Source organism: Acinetobacter sp. 1542444, from assembly GCF_000581835.1.
Taxonomy (GTDB): Bacteria; Pseudomonadota; Gammaproteobacteria; order Pseudomonadales; family Moraxellaceae; genus Acinetobacter; species Acinetobacter pittii.
The window spans coordinates 362,814-381,185 of the sequence record NZ_JEYA01000004.1 but is presented as its reverse complement, the minus strand read 5'-3'; the positions used below and the strand labels follow the sequence as shown (position 1 = coordinate 381,185).

General features: G+C 37.5%; 14 protein-coding genes and 1 pseudogene. 8 read left to right on the top strand and 7 right to left on the bottom strand.

Features of this window, described 5'->3' with window-relative positions:
- Positions 1–5: 5 nt before the first annotated feature.
- Both phoB and J580_RS16915 read right to left on the bottom strand, forming a co-directional pair.
- Positions 6–716, bottom strand: coding sequence for a phosphate regulon transcriptional regulator PhoB (phoB, locus tag J580_RS16920; protein WP_000650776.1), 711 nt, complete (start codon positions 714–716; stop codon positions 6–8).
- A 253-nt stretch (positions 717–969) separates the two neighbouring features.
- Complete coding sequence (locus J580_RS16915) at positions 970–1,641, bottom strand: TetR/AcrR family transcriptional regulator (protein WP_000224580.1); 672 nt, start codon at positions 1,639–1,641, stop codon at positions 970–972.
- 210 nt (positions 1,642–1,851) lie between these two features.
- Here J580_RS16915 and J580_RS16910 point away from each other — a divergent pair, with 210 nt between their 5' ends.
- Complete coding sequence (locus J580_RS16910) at positions 1,852–2,685, top strand: SDR family NAD(P)-dependent oxidoreductase (protein ID WP_002121857.1); 834 nt, start codon at positions 1,852–1,854, stop codon at positions 2,683–2,685.
- Between the two features lie 57 nt (positions 2,686–2,742).
- Here J580_RS16910 and J580_RS16905 read toward each other — a convergent pair whose 3' ends face one another.
- The 5 genes from J580_RS16905 to J580_RS16885 form a co-directional block, all read right to left on the bottom strand.
- A complete protein-coding gene (locus J580_RS16905) occupies positions 2,743–4,110 on the bottom strand; it encodes an MATE family efflux transporter (protein WP_032005022.1) in 1,368 nt (455 codons plus the stop codon).
- A gap of 106 nt (positions 4,111–4,216) precedes the next feature.
- A complete protein-coding gene (locus J580_RS16900) occupies positions 4,217–5,371 on the bottom strand; it encodes a pyridoxal phosphate-dependent aminotransferase (protein ID WP_032005021.1) in 1,155 nt (384 codons plus the stop codon).
- 28 nt (positions 5,372–5,399) lie between these two features.
- A complete protein-coding gene (locus tag J580_RS16895; RefSeq protein WP_032005020.1) occupies positions 5,400–6,710 on the bottom strand; it encodes a DUF445 domain-containing protein in 1,311 nt (436 codons plus the stop codon).
- A 13-nt stretch (positions 6,711–6,723) separates the two neighbouring features.
- Positions 6,724–7,287 carry a CC0125/CC1285 family lipoprotein gene (locus J580_RS16890; protein WP_002122008.1) on the bottom strand — a complete coding sequence of 188 codons (564 nt, stop codon included), beginning with the start codon at positions 7,285–7,287 and terminating at the stop codon, positions 6,724–6,726.
- Between the two features lie 59 nt (positions 7,288–7,346).
- The gene (locus J580_RS16885; RefSeq protein WP_002121850.1) at positions 7,347–7,886 is read right to left on the bottom strand and encodes a DUF924 family protein; all 540 of its coding nucleotides are present in this window, start codon (positions 7,884–7,886) and stop codon (positions 7,347–7,349) included.
- 168 nt (positions 7,887–8,054) lie between these two features.
- Here J580_RS16885 and gshA point away from each other — a divergent pair, with 168 nt between their 5' ends.
- From gshA to J580_RS23940, 7 genes and pseudogenes are all read left to right on the top strand, one after another.
- A complete protein-coding gene (gene gshA / locus J580_RS16880) occupies positions 8,055–9,632 on the top strand; it encodes a glutamate--cysteine ligase (protein WP_032005019.1) in 1,578 nt (525 codons plus the stop codon).
- Positions 9,633–9,648: 16 nt separating this feature from the next.
- On the top strand, positions 9,649–10,170 hold the full coding sequence (locus J580_RS16875; RefSeq protein WP_002121896.1) for a disulfide bond formation protein B: 522 nt from the start codon (positions 9,649–9,651) through the stop codon (positions 10,168–10,170).
- A 158-nt stretch (positions 10,171–10,328) separates the two neighbouring features.
- On the top strand, positions 10,329–13,649 hold the full coding sequence (locus tag J580_RS16870) for a type VI secretion system Vgr family protein (protein ID WP_032005018.1): 3,321 nt from the start codon (positions 10,329–10,331) through the stop codon (positions 13,647–13,649).
- A complete protein-coding gene (locus J580_RS16865) occupies positions 13,636–14,250 on the top strand; it encodes a hypothetical protein (RefSeq protein WP_004965018.1) in 615 nt (204 codons plus the stop codon). The genes J580_RS16870 and J580_RS16865 overlap by 14 nt, the downstream gene beginning before the upstream one ends.
- A 2-nt stretch (positions 14,251–14,252) precedes the next feature.
- Complete coding sequence (locus tag J580_RS16860; RefSeq protein ID WP_032005017.1) at positions 14,253–16,610, top strand: hypothetical protein; 2,358 nt, start codon at positions 14,253–14,255, stop codon at positions 16,608–16,610.
- Complete coding sequence (locus tag J580_RS16855; protein ID WP_032005016.1) at positions 16,607–17,305, top strand: hypothetical protein; 699 nt, start codon at positions 16,607–16,609, stop codon at positions 17,303–17,305. The genes J580_RS16860 and J580_RS16855 overlap by 4 nt, the downstream gene beginning before the upstream one ends.
- A 304-nt stretch (positions 17,306–17,609) precedes the next feature.
- Positions 17,610–18,227 (top strand): annotated as a pseudogene (locus J580_RS23940) (hypothetical protein).
- Positions 18,228–18,372: the final 145 nt, after the last annotated feature.

The following is an 18,372-nucleotide window of genomic DNA, read 5'->3' as shown; positions in this document are numbered from 1 at the left end:
CTTGGTTAACCTGCGGCTAAATCTGCACGTGTTGAGAAACGGTAGCCAGTTCCACGTACAGTCTGAACAAATCGGTCAACACCAAAAGGTTCTAACACTTTACGCAAACGACGGATATGCACATCGATAGTGCGGTCTTCAATATATACATTACCGCCCCATACCTGATCGAGCAACTGGGCACGCGTATATGCACGTTCTGGATGGGTCATAAAAAATGCAAGTAAGCGATATTCAGTTGGGCCCATATCTAAAATGCTGTTGCCAAAGCTAACACGTTGGCTTACAGGATCAAGAATTAAACCATTGGCATCAATTGTTTTTTCACCACTTAATGCATTGGCACGGCGCAGAACTGCCTTAATACGTGAAACCAGTTCACGTGTTGAGAAAGGCTTCGTCATGTAATCATCTGCACCCGCATCAAGACCTTGTACTTTATGGTCTTCTTCTCCGCGAGCGGTCAGCATAATCACTGGAATTTCTGCTAGGTTCTCATCGCGTTTTAAGCGGCGACATAAATCGACACCACTTACGCCTCCAGGTAACATCCAATCAAGCAAGATAAGCGCCGGACGTTGGTCGACGATAATTTGATGAGCCTGTTTGGCATCTTCTGCCTGTAAACACTGAAAGCCTGCCATGTCCAAAGAAGTATGGATCATTTCACGAATAGGAAGCTCATCATCGACAATTAAAATATAGTCATCTTTCACAACGCAATATCCTATAGATTTAACGGTGAACCGTTTTGTAGTTATGACAGGCTTATTACAAAGATTAATTATGACAATTTCATTGCAGAAAAGTCTATAAAATTGAATTTAGCAATAATTTGTGACAAAACTAAGGCAAAGGTATGACCAAATTATGACATCTCAACTTCAAACTTTCTAAAATCATTCAATAGGTTATCACCTTAATTGCTTAGCTATTTTTTCACATTTTAGTTGTCAAAAAACTTTAATATTATTTTGAAACTTGCGCTAATAAAGATAAGAAAACGATACGGCATGCAGTTAAAACCTGCTCAAGCGACTGCTCAAACCCTCCCATCACCCATCGAATCGCAATTTGAGTGACATATCCATTTAAACCCGTTGCGATTAAAGAGAGCTCATTTTCGTGGTGTTGAATTTGCGGCATGGTCAGCATAACGAAGGCTTGAATCATGCGATCAAATTGCGCAAGTGTTTCTTGAATGGTGGCTTGATTATGTAATTCTTGTACCAAGACTGCATCGACATAGACAATACGAGCTAATCTAGGATCATCTTTTAAGGTGGTCAGCAGTGCTCTTAAACCTGCATCAACCATTTTTTCTGGATCGGGTGCAGCTTTAATCACGGCTTGCATCAGATTTTGCTGTAATTCTTCAATCATTTTTAAAAAGATAGTTTGAAATAAATCTTCACTCTTCTTAAATGATTCATAAAAATAACGTTCGGTGAGTTTTGCCTCTTGGCAGACATCTTTTACCGTCACTGAAAAAAAACCAAGGGTTCCATAGGTTGCAATACCCGCTTCAATCAGTTTTTCGCGGCGTGCCTCTTTACGTTCAGATAGAGATAACCCTTTGAACTGACGTTCTTTACTCACACTTTTTGTTTTCTTTTTACTGGTTGAGTCGTTAGTCGCCATAAATAAATTGTTTCCTAAAGAATGGTTTCCTAATTTATAGGTTTTGGCCAAATATGCTCACTATGATAAAGCCCTCAGCAGAATTGTGCCATTCTATCTGAAATTACAGTGTACTATATTGACAATGTGTATTGTCAAAATTATATTGAAGGTGTCTAAAGTGCACATGCAATGAACCGGTTGTGCAAATCGAAAAACAAAGGATGGACAATGAAAAATTTTAAAAACAAAGTCGCTGCAATTACGGGCGCGGGTTCTGGCATTGGGCAACAGTTAGCAATTCTTTTGGCAAAACAGGGCTGCCATCTTTCGTTGAGTGATATTAATGAAAAAGGATTACAACAAACTGTCGAGCTTTTAAAGCCATACAGCAATATTACTGTTACCACTAAAAAGCTTGATGTGTCTGACCGTGAAGCAGTAAAGCAGTGGGCGCAAGAAACTGTGCAAGATCACGGCTCTGTTAACCTGATTTTTAACAATGCTGGCGTTGCGTTAGGTTCGACTGTTGAAGGCGCAACCTACGAAGATTTAGAGTGGATTGTTGGGATTAACTTCTGGGGTGTCGTATACGGGACTAAAGAATTTTTACCGTTCATTAAGCAAACTCAAGATGGGCACATTATTAACATCTCGAGCTTATTTGGTCTGACTGCTCAACCAACCCAATCTGGCTATAATGCAACTAAATTTGCTGTACGCGGCTTTACCGAATCGTTACGCCAAGAGTTAGATATTGAAAAAAGTGGCGTGAGTTCTTTGTGCGTACATCCAGGGGGAATTCGCACCAATATTGCTAAAGCTGCAAAAATGAGTGATAGCTTGAGTACTTTAGGTATGGACCCAGCTAAATCGATTCAAAACTTTGATAAGTTCCTACGTACTCCACCAGAAGAAGCGGCTCGTCAAATCTTGGATGCTGTTTTGAAAAATAAACGCCGTTTATTGATTGGTAGTGATGCAAAATTTCTTGATGCATTGCAGCGTTTGTTCCCAACAGGATATCAACGCGCTTCAACTGTTGTGACTAAATGGATGAAATAAGATTTAAATTAAAAAAAGCCATCAAATGATGGCTTTTTTTATGTGGCTTGGATGGTTCTAAATAAGAACTTTGATCGTCTTTTTCTTCCAGATAAATTGATAATACAAGCCTTGAATAATACATAAACTCACAAATGCCAAGGCATAGGCAACCCAAATGCCTTTAAGTCCCCACATTGAGCTAAACCAGTAAGCGCATGGAATTTCAATAAATAAAATGGCAGAGATATTAATCAGCATTGGAACAGTCACGGTGCCGCTCGCACGCATGATAGAGGCAAAAATGGCACCTGCGCCAAAGAATAAAATCGCCCAAAGTACAATAAATAAAAGCTGTTGACCTAATACCACCACAGTTGGGTCAGTAATAAACAAAGCCATTAAATATTTTGAAAATAGATAACCAAGCGCAATTAAGGCACCTGTAAATAAAAAGTTCATTCCCAGAGCCGTACGGGTTACTCGCGCTAATAGATCTGATTTACCCGCACCAATCGCTTGCGCTGCAAAAATTGAGGCTGCGATGGAGATCGAAATTGCTGGAAACTGAATATAGTTGAGCACCTGATTCACTGCACCATACGCTGCTGTAGCATGTGAACCATAATGGTTAACCAACCCAACAATAACTAAACCCGCCATTGAGGTCGTAATCATTTGAATACCAGTTGGGACGCCTAAGCGTAAAATGATTTTGCTTAGTTCTGGATTATGACGGATATGTTGCAGAAGTTGACGATTTGGGCGAAGTGGATGATTTTTCTTATTTAGGTAAATCGCTAGAAAAATCAAAATAGCCACATAACCCGTGATCGTTGCGATTGCTGGAGCAATAATCCCAAGAGCAGGCAAGCCAAAATAACCTTTAAGTAATATTGGGGTAATCACCAAACCAATTACACTTGTTAAAGCAAGGGCCAGTAAAGGGGTCGTACTGTCTCCCACACCACGTAAAATTGAGGTATAGATAATATAGACGAACAGAAGTGGACTACCTGCCAGCATCCATTGCACATAAGGCAAAGAAAGATGCATGACCTTTGGATCTGTACCTAAAAGCTCCAAAATATCATGGGCGAAAAACACACCGATAATCGCGGTAATAATTCCACCAATGATGGTCATAAACAGGGTAGAACCAACCACACTTTGGACTTTTTCTATATTTTGCGCGCCCCATGCTTGCCCTACTAAAACAGTAGTACCCGTTGAAATCCCTATAATAAAAGCGAGGAGCAAAAACAAAATAGGGAAAAAAACCGAGACGGCAGCAATCGCATCAACTCCCATCATTTGACCAACAAAGATGGTGTTAATAGTTCCTGACAAGTTCTGCAAAATATTGGTAGCAATCAAAGGTAGCAAGAAAACAAAAAATGTTTTCCATAGATTTTGCTGTTGAATTAAGGACTGTCTTGGTGGCATGTGTTCTCCATCGCCCATCTCTTTGTTGAGCTGGGCGGATATTCAACTTAGCATAGTTGGAGCGAATGACTTGTAGTATTTTTACAGCGCTAAGTGGCTAAATTTATTAACATTGATTTAAAATTTCTCCTGCTTTTTGCAAAGTGTCATCATTTTTAGCAAAGCAGAATCGAATCAAGCGTAAAGACTCAGGCGCTTGCTGATAGAAAACCGAAACTGGAATAGCCACAATCTTATGTTGCTCGGCAAGAAACTGGCACATTTCTACATCGTTTAAGTCGGAACGAATTTGACTGTAATCGAGGTTTTGGAAATAAGTACCTTGAGAAGGTTTAAGTAAAAAACGGCTATTATGAATTGCCTGATTAAATCGATCTCTTTTCGTTTGGTAAAACTGCGAAAGCTCTTGAATATGTTCCGGATGTTGCTCCATATATTGCGCTAGGGCAATCTGACAAGGAGTCGTGCCACAGAAATTCGCATATTGATAAATCTGGCGGAATAAACGCATTAGCTCAGGTGAAGCGATGCAGTAACCCGTTTTCCATCCCGTCACATGAAAGGTTTTTCCAAAAGAACCAATCACAAAACTACGCTCTCTGAGCTCTGGAAAATGCAATGCGCTAAAATGTTGTTGACCATCAAAAACTAAGTGTTCATAGACCTCATCGGATAAAACCAAAATATTTTTATCTTGAATCAGTTCAATGAGTTCTAACCAGTCTTGTTTTGCCCAAATCGTACCAGTTGGATTATGCGGCGTATTCACCACAATCATACGGGTTTTGTCATTGATCAGATCTTTAACTTGTTGCCAGTTCACCTTAAAGTCAGGTGCTTGCAATGCGATATGTACTGCTTTACCACCTGCTAGCTGAACAGAAGGGCCATAGCTATCATAACTTGGGTCAAAAATAATGACTTCATCGCCAGCATTGATGCAGGCTTGTATGGCACAAAAAATTGCAATGGTTGCGCCGGGCGTAATCGTGATTTGAGTAACAGGATCAAGTTGAATTTGATCACGTTGCTGAAACTGTAAAGCGAGTTGCTCCCGTAAACCGAGAATACCATCGCCAGGCGGGTACTGATTATGCCCAGCTAAAGTCGCTTGAGATAAGGCTTCAAGTAAGGCTTGTGGCGCCGGAAAATCTGGAAAGCCTTGTGACAGGTTGAGTGCACCTAGACGATGTGCCAGTGCCGTCATGGTACTAAAAATAGTCACGCCTTGAGTGGCCAATTTTGACTGTAGCTGAAGCATATTGTTCTCTTATTAAAAATATTTAAAGTTATAAAATTGATTCAATCACTGCCCGAATTACACCGAGTGTCAAACCAATAAATGCACCCACTACAACACCATTTACTCGGATCATATGCAAGTCGCCACCGACTTCATTTTCAATTTTCCCGATCATTTCACGTGAATCCCATTCATGAATGCGTTCACTCACATAGCGTATGATTTTATGGCTATATTGATCCGTAAAATTCATGGCAAGTCCTGTCATTTCTTTGTTGAGAACTTCACGTACTTTTACATTTTGAACGAGATTTTCACCCAACTGCTGAATCGCAGCTCGCAGGTTCATTGCAATACCAGAGTCTTCTTTCATTAAATCTTCTTTAATGGCATCACACAAAATGGTAAAAGCACCACTAATAAAATTTAGAACTTGAGGACTATCAAGGAGCGCATCTTTACCGCTGTTAAGGCGTTGACTGGCAACACTATCGGGTTTCGCTAGTTCCAGCATGAGTGAATGTGCAATCGTTTCAATTTCTTGTCGCCATGGGTGTTCATGGTCGGCCAGCATTGATTCTACTTTTTCAACCAATGAGTCGATGGTACGTTGTTGAACATCAATTCCAATCCAGCTTGCGCCTCTTGCAAGTGACCAGACGCCCAGTGCTTTAAACATTTTTTGGGTTAATTCACGGGTTTTATCCGGGTTTTGTACGACCCACTCATGGGCAATATCGAGACCACGCTGTAAAACGTCTTGGTGGAAATCATTTTCCAATACTGCACGTAGCATTTCACTGGCGAGTTTGTTGACTTGGGTATTACGTACCCATTGCACACTGTTGTTTTGCACGAAATTAGCAATTTGCTCTTGGCTCACAAATTCAAAAATTTTCGGTACAGTTTGCTGAATGAGTTGTACCACTTGCGTATTATTTTGTGGACTTGCCAACCATTGACCGATTGCGAGGCTTAAGTCTGTTTTTTCTAGGCTTTTTTCGACCACTTGAGGCGAAAGAAAATTTTCCTGTACAAAACGGCCCATTGATTCGGCAATGCGTGCTTTGTTACGCGGAATAATCTCGGTATGGTCCCGTAAAAACTTAGGAATTGGTAACTTACCAAAAGGGTTCCTAAACAGAACTGTAATCGCGTACCAATCGGCTAGACCACCAACTACACCTGCTTCGGCCCCTAGCATCAAAATATGAATAAAACCTGTGTACTCTGGCAGAAAACGGTCGGCTACCATCAGTGCAATCCACAGCACAACGACGATGATCAGCGCTAGGGTAGCAAAATATTTACTACGTTTAAGACTGGGCACGTGGTGAACTTCTTCTGCCATGCTCATAAATTTATCCTATTCATTTTTGTTTTACTGGAGGCTCGGGTGGTGGCAACAGCGCTCCTGTCGGACTCAATCCATATTTTTGTCCGATTGATTTCAAGATCAAGGTTGCATCAAAAGCGTCTTGAGGAGCCTGCTTTTGATCCCGATAACATTCAATAGTATACGACACTTGAACAGGGTCGATATTGACCACTTGTGGGAAATCATAGAACGGATCATGCCAGAAACCCGGATAGCGACGACCATAGCCATAAGGATAAAAGCTTGGAGCAGATGGATAAACCACAGCCTGACGTGGTGGTTTCTGACTTTGGTTACTTGGGTCATTCAGTACTTTAAAAAAGCGGAAACCTTTTTGTACGGTCGTTTGCGCTGATTTTACCAAAGTGATTTCTTCAGCTGCACCGTAACTCATATTCGGATCGGCTTGAAAACTAATACGAAATGTTTGCGCATTTAAAGGGTATGCGGAAAACTGGCCAAGTTGATCAAAGGTTTTTGGTTTACTTGGAGTCGTTGCACAAGCAGTTAAGGTTAAGGCAGTGCCTAAGGCTAAACAAAGAGAGAGATATTTCATGGTGAACTCCCAGCTGAGCATTAAAACAAAGATGACTCAGCATTAAAAATTAAGAAGCTTTAAAAACTACTGTTCGGTTCTAATAAAAATTCGGTTTCCTCTGGAGTAGAAACACGCCCGAGAATGGTATTGCGATGAGGATAGCGTCCAAAGCGATCAATAATGACTTTATGCTTTTTCTCAAAGCTCAAGTTAATTTCATTGCCAAGACGTTGAAATAGTTTCAAGGCAAACTCATGAATCAATTTTGATTCACTATGCATAAACGGCATATATAAAAAAGAGCGTTGCTCTGGATTAAGCTGTGCATCGAGTTGCAAACTAATTGCTTCTTGTGCCAAAGCTAATGCCAAGCTGTCATAGGCAAAAGATTGGGGCTGATCACGATAGATGTTGCGAGAAAACTGGTCTAGTACAATAATCTCTGCCAAACGACCTTCTGCTGTTTTTCGCCAAGACCAGAGTTCTGCTTGAGTTGCCTGTCGATGAACATCAGAAAAATTTTCACGGATTTTTTTGTCAAAATCATCACTTTTTGCAAACCAAAGTGAACGGTGTTCAGGAGAAAACCAGAAGTTTAAAATGTCTTGTTCGTTCATGATATTGACAACTCTTTAGCAATTATTCTTCAATAAAATCACAATTCTTTCGTGTCTTAAATAACAAGATTGTGATAAAAATTGCCAAACTGGAATGATGTGATTATATAAGTAACCGTATCATCTCACGATTTTGTATATAGTGATCTTTAATAAGCGAGCAAATGCATGAGTCAACCCACTACACCATCTCAATCAGTTATTCCTGCTTGGGTGGATTCGTCGCTACTACAAGGCATGTTACGTGGAATAGAGCGTGAAAGCCTACGTATGCAAAGTAATGGGTTCTTATCACAAGAGTTACATCCGAAGGCATTAGGTTCGGCTTTAACACATCCAAAAATTACGACTGATTATTCAGAATCGTTGATGGAGTTTATTACCTCACCTAAGCCAACCATTGAAGAAGCTTTGCATGAGCTCACCGATATTCATGCGGTTGTGCATCGTCATTTAGAAAATGGTGAAAAACTCTGGCCGCTGTCTATGCCATGTATGTTAGACGACAATGAAGAACGGATTCGTCTAGCGCAGTACGGCACCTCTAATATTGGTCGTTTTAAAACACTATATCGCCGTGGGTTAGGAATTCGATATGGTCGTCGTATGCAAACCATTTCAGGGGTGCATTACAACCTATCTTTCCCAGATACACTTTTTGCTGAGCTGCAAGCTCATGAAACTGACGAACAATTAAAATCATTAAGTTTGCAGGATTACCGTAGCCATCGTTATTTTGGCCTTATTCGTAATTTTATTCGTTTAACACCATTGGTCATGTTCTTGGTGGGCGCGAGTCCAACAGTATGTCGTTGTTTCTTGACTGGACACAAACATCATTTGTTGCCTTTAATCAAAGGTTCATACTATTTACCGTATGCTACAGCACTCCGTATGGGACGATTAGGCTATCAAAACTCAGCACAAAAAAGCTTAGGTATTCATTACAACAATTTGTCTGGCTATCTGGATGGTTTACAAAAAGCCGTTCATTCTCCTTACCCACCATTTAGCCGTTTAGGGTTAAATGATGAATCTGGTGAGCCGATGCAAATTAATGATCATGTTTTGCAGATTGAGAATGAATATTACAGTCTAGTACGTCCAAAACAGGTGCCTCAAGCAGGTGAAACACCGTCTCAAGCTTTAAAAAATCGAGGCGTCGGTTATGTTGAGTTACGTGCAGTAGATGTAAATCCATACTCGGCAATTGGTGTTGATGAAACGACAGCAGGCTTTCTTGAAGTGTTAGCACTTTATTGTCTGTTAAGTGATAGCCCAGACTTGTTATGTCCTGAACAAGACTTGGTTGAGAAAAATCAGACAGAGGTGGTCAACCGAGGTCGAGCGCCAAACGCAACCATTACAGATTTAACTGGGTCGTATCACATCGAAGATTGGGCACGTTTATATATTGCAAAAATGCAAGATTGTGCACAGTTACTCGATCAGACCTATGCAACGGACTTGTATGGTTCAGCTTTGGCGGTCATGCAAGCACGAATTGATGAAGTTGATGAAACTTTATCTGCCCATGTCATTGACGATACGTTAAAGCATGGTGGAACTTGGAGTTTTGGTAGCCACATGGCTCAGTTACATGCTGAAAGTTATGAACAGCATGAGCTTAGTGTGGAAACCTTGAAACATTTTGAACAGTTGGCTGCGCAATCTTTACAGCAGCAAGAAAAACTTGAGCAAGATACCAAGATCAGTTTTGATCAATATCTTGAACAATATCGATAATAAAACGAGGTTTTACATGCGATTAAGTTACCGTTTGGTGAGTGGACTACTTGTTTTAGCAAGTATAGTCGGCATGTCTTTTGCGTTGTATCTGGAACATGTAAAAGGTTTAGAGCCATGTCCGCTCTGTATTTTTCAACGTGTTGGCTTAATGGCGATGGGCCTTGTAGCACTCATAGCCTTTTTGCATAACCCAGTTTCCAATGCGGTTAAACGTTTTTATGCATTTTTAGCAGGCATTGCAATTTTATGGTCAGTGGGTGTGGCAGGACGTCATGTCTGGTTGCAACATTTACCACCAGATCAAGTACCAAGCTGTGGCCCAGGTTTAAATTATTTAATTGATGCCTTACCAATGAAAACGGTTTTACAAGAAGTATTGTCGGGTTCAGGTGAGTGTGCAGCAATTGATTGGACCTTTTTAGGTCAATCTTTACCAGTTTGGTCATTGGTCTACTTCCTCTTACTATTACTGGTCTGTTTATGGCAGTTATTCCGTTTTTATCCAGTATTTAAGACAACCAAAAAAAGAGCTTAAAGCTCTTTAAAAAAGCCCAACACTATGTTGGGCTTTTTATTGCTTGGGAATAGGTCAAAATATAAAAAAACGAATTAAAAAAAAGCATAATCATGTAGACAGATAGTTCTGTTTTTTATAAAGTGCAGCCGTTTATATATCCTTATGATTATAAAAAAATGCTTTTTAATATCTTTAATGTTTTGGAAAAAATAGGGTTAAGTGCGCAGAAACGTGCCGTCCATGTGCAATTTTCTAATGAACTACTCAATAGCCAAGTTTTTTTACAACGTATAGAAGGCCAACATCAGCTAAATGGGGGATTGGACGCTGAGTTGATCTGCCTTTCAACGAGTGCCCAAATTGCATTGAAGCAGTTTATAGGTGTGCAAGTTGCCGTTGATCAGGTCACTGATTCTGGACAATTATTTCGAACTACAGGAATTGTGACAGAAGCGAGTTATGGCCAGAGTGACGGTGCTTTAACGCTTTATAAATTGACATTAAAAGACGCGACAAACTTATGGCACAAGCGCCGTAATAGCCGTGTTTTTATGAATAAAAGCATTATTGAAGTCACGGAAGTTTTATTTAAAGAGTGGCAAGAAAAAAGTCAGCTATTTGCGACAAGTTTAAGTCTCGATCTTAGTGGGTTAAGCCAGAGTTATGATATTCGCCCATTTATCATGCAGCACAATGAGTCTGACTATGACTTTCTTACACGCTTGTGGCGAAGTGAAGGCGTTAGCTGGCTAATTGACGAAGCCGAACTTTTTGTTCCTCATTTTACTGCACCTATACAACCTCAAAAACTAAGACTCATTGATGACAATAGCCAGTACCAAGCTTTAGCACGCCGTAGTATTCGCTATCACAGAAGTAGTGCAACAGAATATCAAGATAGTATTACAGGTTTTGTTGCAGTGCGGTCTTTACAGCCGACTGCTGTACATGTGCAGCGTTGGCAACCTGATGCTCTAGCACATGAAGAAGGTGTAGGTTCAGTTATCACTACACACCTACATTCAGAGCAATTTGATTCAGCGAGTTTGAGTCTTGAACAAGCATGGCATATGAGTCCAGCTTGGATGCAAGATTTGAAAGGGGAAGATCAGGCCACTGCTTCAAGTAGTAATCAGCTAGAGAAATTGAATCAGCAATTTACGGATATGTACGCGAGTCGAGCCAAATATTTTAAGGCTTATAGTAGCGTCCGTGATAGTCAAGTCGGCTATTGGTTTAATTTACAGGAGCATCCTGAAATTGATCAGCATGAAGGAGCAGATCAAGAGTTCCTGATTATTGCTAAAAACTTCTATAACCAAAATAACTTACCAAAAGATTTACATCAGCAAGTGAGCCAGTTGTTAACCCAAAGTCGTTGGGATAAACATGGTTATGATGATATTGAGCGCCAAGGCAATGAGCTGACCCTAATACGCCGTCAGATCAAGACGGCACCTGAATATAATCCAGAACAGCATCGCCCAATTGCTTACCCACAAAGAGCGAAAGTTGTGGGGCCAGAGGGAGAAACCATTCATGTCGATGAGTGGGGACGTATTAAGGTACGTTTTCTATTTACCCGTAGTGATGATCATGGCCATGACGGTGGTGCAGGTAGCAATGATAACGATACGGACTCGGCTTGGGTGGATGTACTGACCCCTTGGGCAGGCGAGGGCTATGGAGCACGTTTCTTGCCACGTATTGGTGAGGTGGTTGTCATTGACTTCTTTGATGGCAATATTGACCGTCCATTTGTGACTGGGCGCATCCATGAAGCGCAGCGCTCACCAACCAAGTTCGATGTGAAAGGGCAGCTTCCTGATACTAAAAAACTGAGCGGAATTCGCAGTCAGGAAATCAGTGGTAGTGGCTTTAATCAATTACGCTTTGATGACACAACGGGGCAAATTAGTACCCAATTACAAAGTAGCCATGCAGCGACACAGCTGAATTTGGGTAATTTAAGCCATCCGAAAGAACAAGCGACGAGTCAGGGTCGTGGTGAAGGCTTTGAGCTAAGAACAGATGCTTGGGGAGCTGTGCGTGCAGGTAAAGGCATGCTCATCAGTACCTATGCACAAGAGCAAGCTATTGCAGACCATCTAGAGGCCGCACAAGCACAATCCTTACTTTCACAAGGTTATGAAAGCATGAAAATGCTCAGTGAAGTTGCAGCCAAGCAACAAACTGATGCTTTGAACGTGATTAATCGTTTACCCAAATTTATCCAGTCACTTGAGCTAAAAACTACAGGACAGGCATTAGATAGTACGGTGAATCTATTTAAAGAAGGGATTAATAACGATCCTATTCATGCATTAAAAGACTGTGGCGGCTTTATTCAAGATATTGGTGCGCTAGGGGGAAATGCAAAAGGCGTTGTAGACGAATTTAATTCTTTCTTTAGTGATGCCAAAGATGCGGTAGAAAATTTAAAAGCATTTATCGAAAATGTTGAAGAACATGGTGCGGACATCGTTAAAGGTAAACTTGCCAGTATTAAAGACCGCATTCATAAAAATCCATTTGAAAGTATTCAAGAGGTCGGAAAAGTCTTAGCGAATGTCGAGACTAAAGACTTTGACATGATGAGTGTATGTGGAACGTTTAGTAAAGGCAGTAAATTGAACGTATCACCTTCTAAAGCATTAAGTTCTTTGCAAGGCTTTATGGAAGGTTATACCCAAGGTTTAGAAAGTAGTTCCGATATTAAACAGCAAGAACAAGGCAAAATTTTTAGACAAGCGCTGATGTTATTAGCATCGCCAAATGGGATTGCCTTGACGACACCTGAAAATATTATTTTGCAAGCTTCGCAAGATATCGCAGAAAGTGCTAGTGGCTCAATTAACTTAAGTGCACAGAAAAATATCGTTGGGCATGCACAAGACAAAATCAGTTTGTTTGCCGCTCAAAAGGGTTTGCGTGCTTATGCAGCAAAAGGAAAGCTCGAACTGCAAGCACAAGATGATGCTATTGAAGCAATTGCCAAGAAGGTCATCAAGCTCATTTCTACTGAAGAAAAAATCGAGCTTACGAGTCCAAAAGAAATTGTATTAACAGCAGGTGGTTCACAGCTCAAAATTAATGCTAATGGCGTATTTTCAACCACAGGCGGTAAGTTTGAAAGTAAAGCTGGGCAGCATTTATTTACGGGAGGAGCAACAGTAAATGCTGAGTTGCCAAAAATGCCGGCAACTGGGATGTACAGTATGAGGTTTGATTTAAATCAAATATTTGATACTAATATATTAAAAAATATGAAGTATAAATTGATTAATCACTCTAAGAAAATTGAAGCTGTATATGAGTTTGAGCAAGAAAGTAGCGCGAGAGTTTATAGTGATTCTGTTGATAATGTAGAACTCGCTTTAATACCGGGAGCTTATTTAACAGAAATTAAAGAGCTAATTCCTGAACAGGAAGCTGAATTACTAGACGATGAAGAGATTGATGGTTGTGGGTGTGGAGAAGAGCATGAACATGATTGAAATATTTAAACGAAAAACAACGCAAGTTTCACGATTGAATATGAAAAAGACTTTTATATCAATTTTTCTATTGAGCACAATTATTTTTAGTTTTAATCTTTATGCAAATGGCGATACGTTTGAAGTTTCGGCGAAATGTAAGGATGAATATAATTCTAGTTGTGATATTGTGAGAACTGTAAATGCTCAGAATGAAATAGTTATAAAAGGTGTCAAACTTTTAAATATTTCAAAAATAAATCAAAACTTATATAAAGTAAAAACATCTTGTGGGTCTCCATGTTCAGTTACGCTTTTCTATAGTCAAAATAAAGAGGATTCCACAGACGAATTTATTGCCATTGATAATAAAAATAATTGTTTGATTGAAAGTGATAGTGAAAAGAAAATCATTTATGCAAGAAAATTGTTTACAAATAAGGCTAGAAAAATTGTCAATTTAAAAACTAAAGAATTTAATAGTTTGATTCAAAGGTTTGATTATTACAGTTATTTTAAAAATATGAGTTCTTTTTTACCTGATGGTAGTTTAAATTTAATAGCAAATAATGAATCAACCATATTAGCTAATAAAAAAATAGCTAATCCATGTGGAGAATAACGATGAGTTATTCTGAAGAATTTATTGATTTTATCGCAACTATAAAAGGCGAAGCGGGTATTTGTGGAGATATTTCAAAGAGAGCCGTTGCACATTGTATAATGAACAGAATAGGTTTTGGTGAATGGGCTCAACACACAAGTATAATGGGATATTTAAAAAATGATTTTGATGCTTTAACAGATGAAACTGATGCTGTTCGACAAGTTAGGTTGGAAATGAAATCTAATAAAATTTCTAAATCTACTCAGCATATTATTGATTTAGTGTCACCAATTTATAATAGACAAGAAGAGGATTTTACAAATGGCATCGTGCTATATTGGAGCCCAAAAGCACAAGCACAACTACATAAAGATAAGCCAAAAATTTATAAGTATCCACCAGCATTTGTAAACTCTGAAACAGAAAAAGTTGAAGTAAAAGGTACTGAAAATGATGATATGAGTTGGCATAGATACAAAGGTACATCACGGTTTTACCTGCAATTTGTAGATAAAAGTGCTAGCCCATTAGTTAACTCTAGAGTAAGTGTTGGTTACAAAAAAACAAAAGTAGTGCCAACTCTTAGTAATTTATTGACAAATAGTCAAGGAAAAATTAGATCTATTTTAGTGAAAGGAGGATGGGGAGCAAGGATTACCGTTGATGGAAAACCTGTTGTTGATAATAATCAAAAGCCAGTACTATTAATTGCTGATGGTAAAAATCATTCTGCAGTTTTGGTGGTTGCAAATGGTATAAGCGGAATCAAATCCCAAACAGATATCCATACCCAACAACCGACTCCTTCGCAGAAACCGGAGCCTGTGAAATTAGAAAATAAAGCAAGTGTTGAGCAAAACGCGAAAGTAAGTAAAAGTAATGATCAGCAAAAAAATGTTAATTTTAGTATTAAAGTCATAGACAGTGAAAATAAACCGATTCCAAATTTTTCTTATTTTCTAAAATATAAAAATGCAGAAAAGAAGCATAGGGTAGGTGCTAATGGTATTGAAAATAGCTTAAAAGCATTAAGTGGCGAGGAGATTACATTTTTAATTAGTGGGCTAGACTCAAAACAAGAAATTATTCGTTTTACAGCACACGAAGGTATGGGCGAAAAGACGATAAAGCTTAATTTACATACTTTTAATATTCTTTTTAGACATAAAGATACGAAAAAACCTATAACAAATTTGAATTTAATTCAAAAATATAGAAATCAGATAAAGCAAAAAAAGACTGATGGTAATGGAAAGATAACTGTTAGTGCAATGCCAGGATTCGAGCTGAATTATAAATTAAGAGATGAACGGAACTTATTGACTATCAAAGTTGATAAAAATAAATCGCTTCGTGTTATCGACGTTGACTCGTCAGCAATAGAGCAAGCATCAAAAAATATAAAGACAGGGACTAAAGTTGTAGAAATAGCTCAATCTAAACGACAAGTTCCTTCATCAAAACATAAACAACCAGTTGATAAGCCAGTTGAAACTCATGACTCTACTCCTAAAAGAGATGAAAACACTGCGGTAAGTAAAGATGGTCATCCCAAAATGGTGGTCAATGATAGTAGAGAAGTTGAATTTACAGTTTTAACTTATGACGTTAAAACTAATCAATTATTTAATGGTGGTAGTTATATTGTTGAGTATAAAGGAACAAAACGTAGTCATGTCAGTGGTGCAAATGGGCTGGGTAAAAAAATTCATAAAGGGGTAATAAATGAATCTATTAGAATTATAGTTTTGGAATCCAATAAAGAGAAAATTATTTTTGATGGAAAAATTGAAAATAGTATGGCAACGATTAATTTGAAAATTCAAAAAGCAGAAGTAGCTAAGGTTGAAGGAGTAAGTGTTCTATTTAGCGGCGTGAATGAAGAGTGGAGACGAAATATTGTTTCTGAAAAAACCAAAAAAATATTAGCATTTTTAGCTAAAGAAGCGGGAATGAATAAAATATATATAACAAGCACAATTCGAACAGCTGAATCCCAAGCTAATGCAATGTATAGTCAGAATATTAGGTATACTGCGCCGGGAGAAGAAGTAAAAAGAGTCAGAGATGAATGTAAAGCCAAGAATATGAGGAAGGAACAAACTATTAGTAAAATGGTAGAGAAAATTATTGAATTACAAAAACAAAATAAAAAAGTTTCCAAACATTGTGTCAGTACTGAACAATATAACAAGGTTAATGTAGTAGATATAGGATTAAATAGTAATGGTTTTGGTACTAATAGTCACTTGAATGCACAAGGGAAAAAATTTAAGCAAGCCTGTAAGGATGCTAAGCTTAATGGTATCATTAGTGGCTTTATTTCTGGGGATGAACCTGGAGAAGGTGCAATGCATATAGAGATAACCCAATGAAAAATACTTTATTATTAATACTAGTTTTATTAATTTCTGGATGTTTCAATACAGCTAATACAGCTAATACAGCTAATACAGCTAATACAGCTAATACAGCTAATACAGCTAATACAGCTAATACAGCTAATACAGCTAATACAGCTAATACAGCTAATACAATTTATTATTCATATAAAAAATGCACTTTAAAAAACATTTGTAATGAATTTAATTATACAAAAAATCAAAACAGCTATGCATTGTTTGCTTATAAGCCTCCAGTAGATGAATTTTATATAAAAATAAAAGATAATAAATATTATGTTATATATAAAAATATCTTTTCAGAAGGTGTTGAAATGGGGTGGGCACAAATGAAAATAGTTACAAATAATGAAAATAATCTAGTTATGGAAACTAATAAGATATTTCAAACTTTAGGAAACTATAATTCTATAGGTAGTGGTGATAACTCTAATTATGTTCCCTCGAGAAACTATAGAAAAGATATGTATATAATTAATGACTTCTATGATGGTTACTCTTTCAAACAATATCAAAAATTAACTTTTATAAAGAAAAATAAGCAGCTTTTACTTGATTGTAAAAGTTATATGAAAGATTTAGATCCGAAGAATAATTATTCAGGCATGTTCTATAGCGTTTGTTCTGATAAGGAAAAAATTTATTTTAAAGAAATTCCAGAGTTATAACCAAGGTTGTTTTTTACTATATTAACTCTTTAACTTTATAGCAAGAGTGGTAAGTTTTTTTACTTTTATAAATTAGAGAGACTAAGTACTTGATATGAGAATAATATTATTTACACCTAATCTTATTTAGGGAATAAGATTAGGTGTAAGATGGTATGTATTACTATTAATTATATTTAACTAAAATATTTGATATTAAATTACGTAAAACAGTTGATGTTCAAAATTAAGTATCAAATGCTTCAATATATTTTATTTTAGCAGATGTAGCTGGTGAAGGTGCTATGCACATAGAGACTATGCAATGATGAGCAGATTATTTCTTGTATTTTTAATTAGTTTAACGTATGCATGTACAACTGAAGCTGATCAGCCTAAATCAAGTAACACAAAACTTTATTTTTCATATCAAATCTGTGAAAAGTTAGGAAAGTGTAAGAATTTTACACCTACAAAAAAGATGGATAATTATCTCTTTAAAAGACTTGATCCTGCATATGATGAATTTTATATAAAAGATAATAATGGTAATTTTACCTTATATTATAAAAATGTTTATAGTGAAGATGTTCAAATTGGATGGGCAGAAGCTAAAGCGGATAAAAATAATAGTAGTGAGTTGAGTTTAAATATTGATAAAGTTAACCTCGCCTTGGGAGGGATTGATTTTATAAAAAATGGATATGCAACTAAATAGGCTGAATCAAAGAATTTTAAATCGGGAGTCTATTATTTAGCTGATAATTATACGGGTGCTCCATATTATCAAAAGCAAAAAATATTTTTTAAGAAAAAAGCTGGAGATTTAGTATTGGATTGTAATAGTTATTTGAATAATCCCTCTGTAAAGAATGAATCTTATGGGGTTTTTTATGGAGTATGTTCCGAAGGGGAAAAAGTATATTTTAAGCAGGTAAACTGATTTAGTTTTTTTTGAATAAAAATGTAAGAATATTAAGTCTTACATTTTTAAACCTAATATATTTTATTTAAATAAATAACTTAGGTGTTATGTTTTTTTAGGATTAGATAAAAACTATAAAAACAGAAATTTGTCTTAATATTTT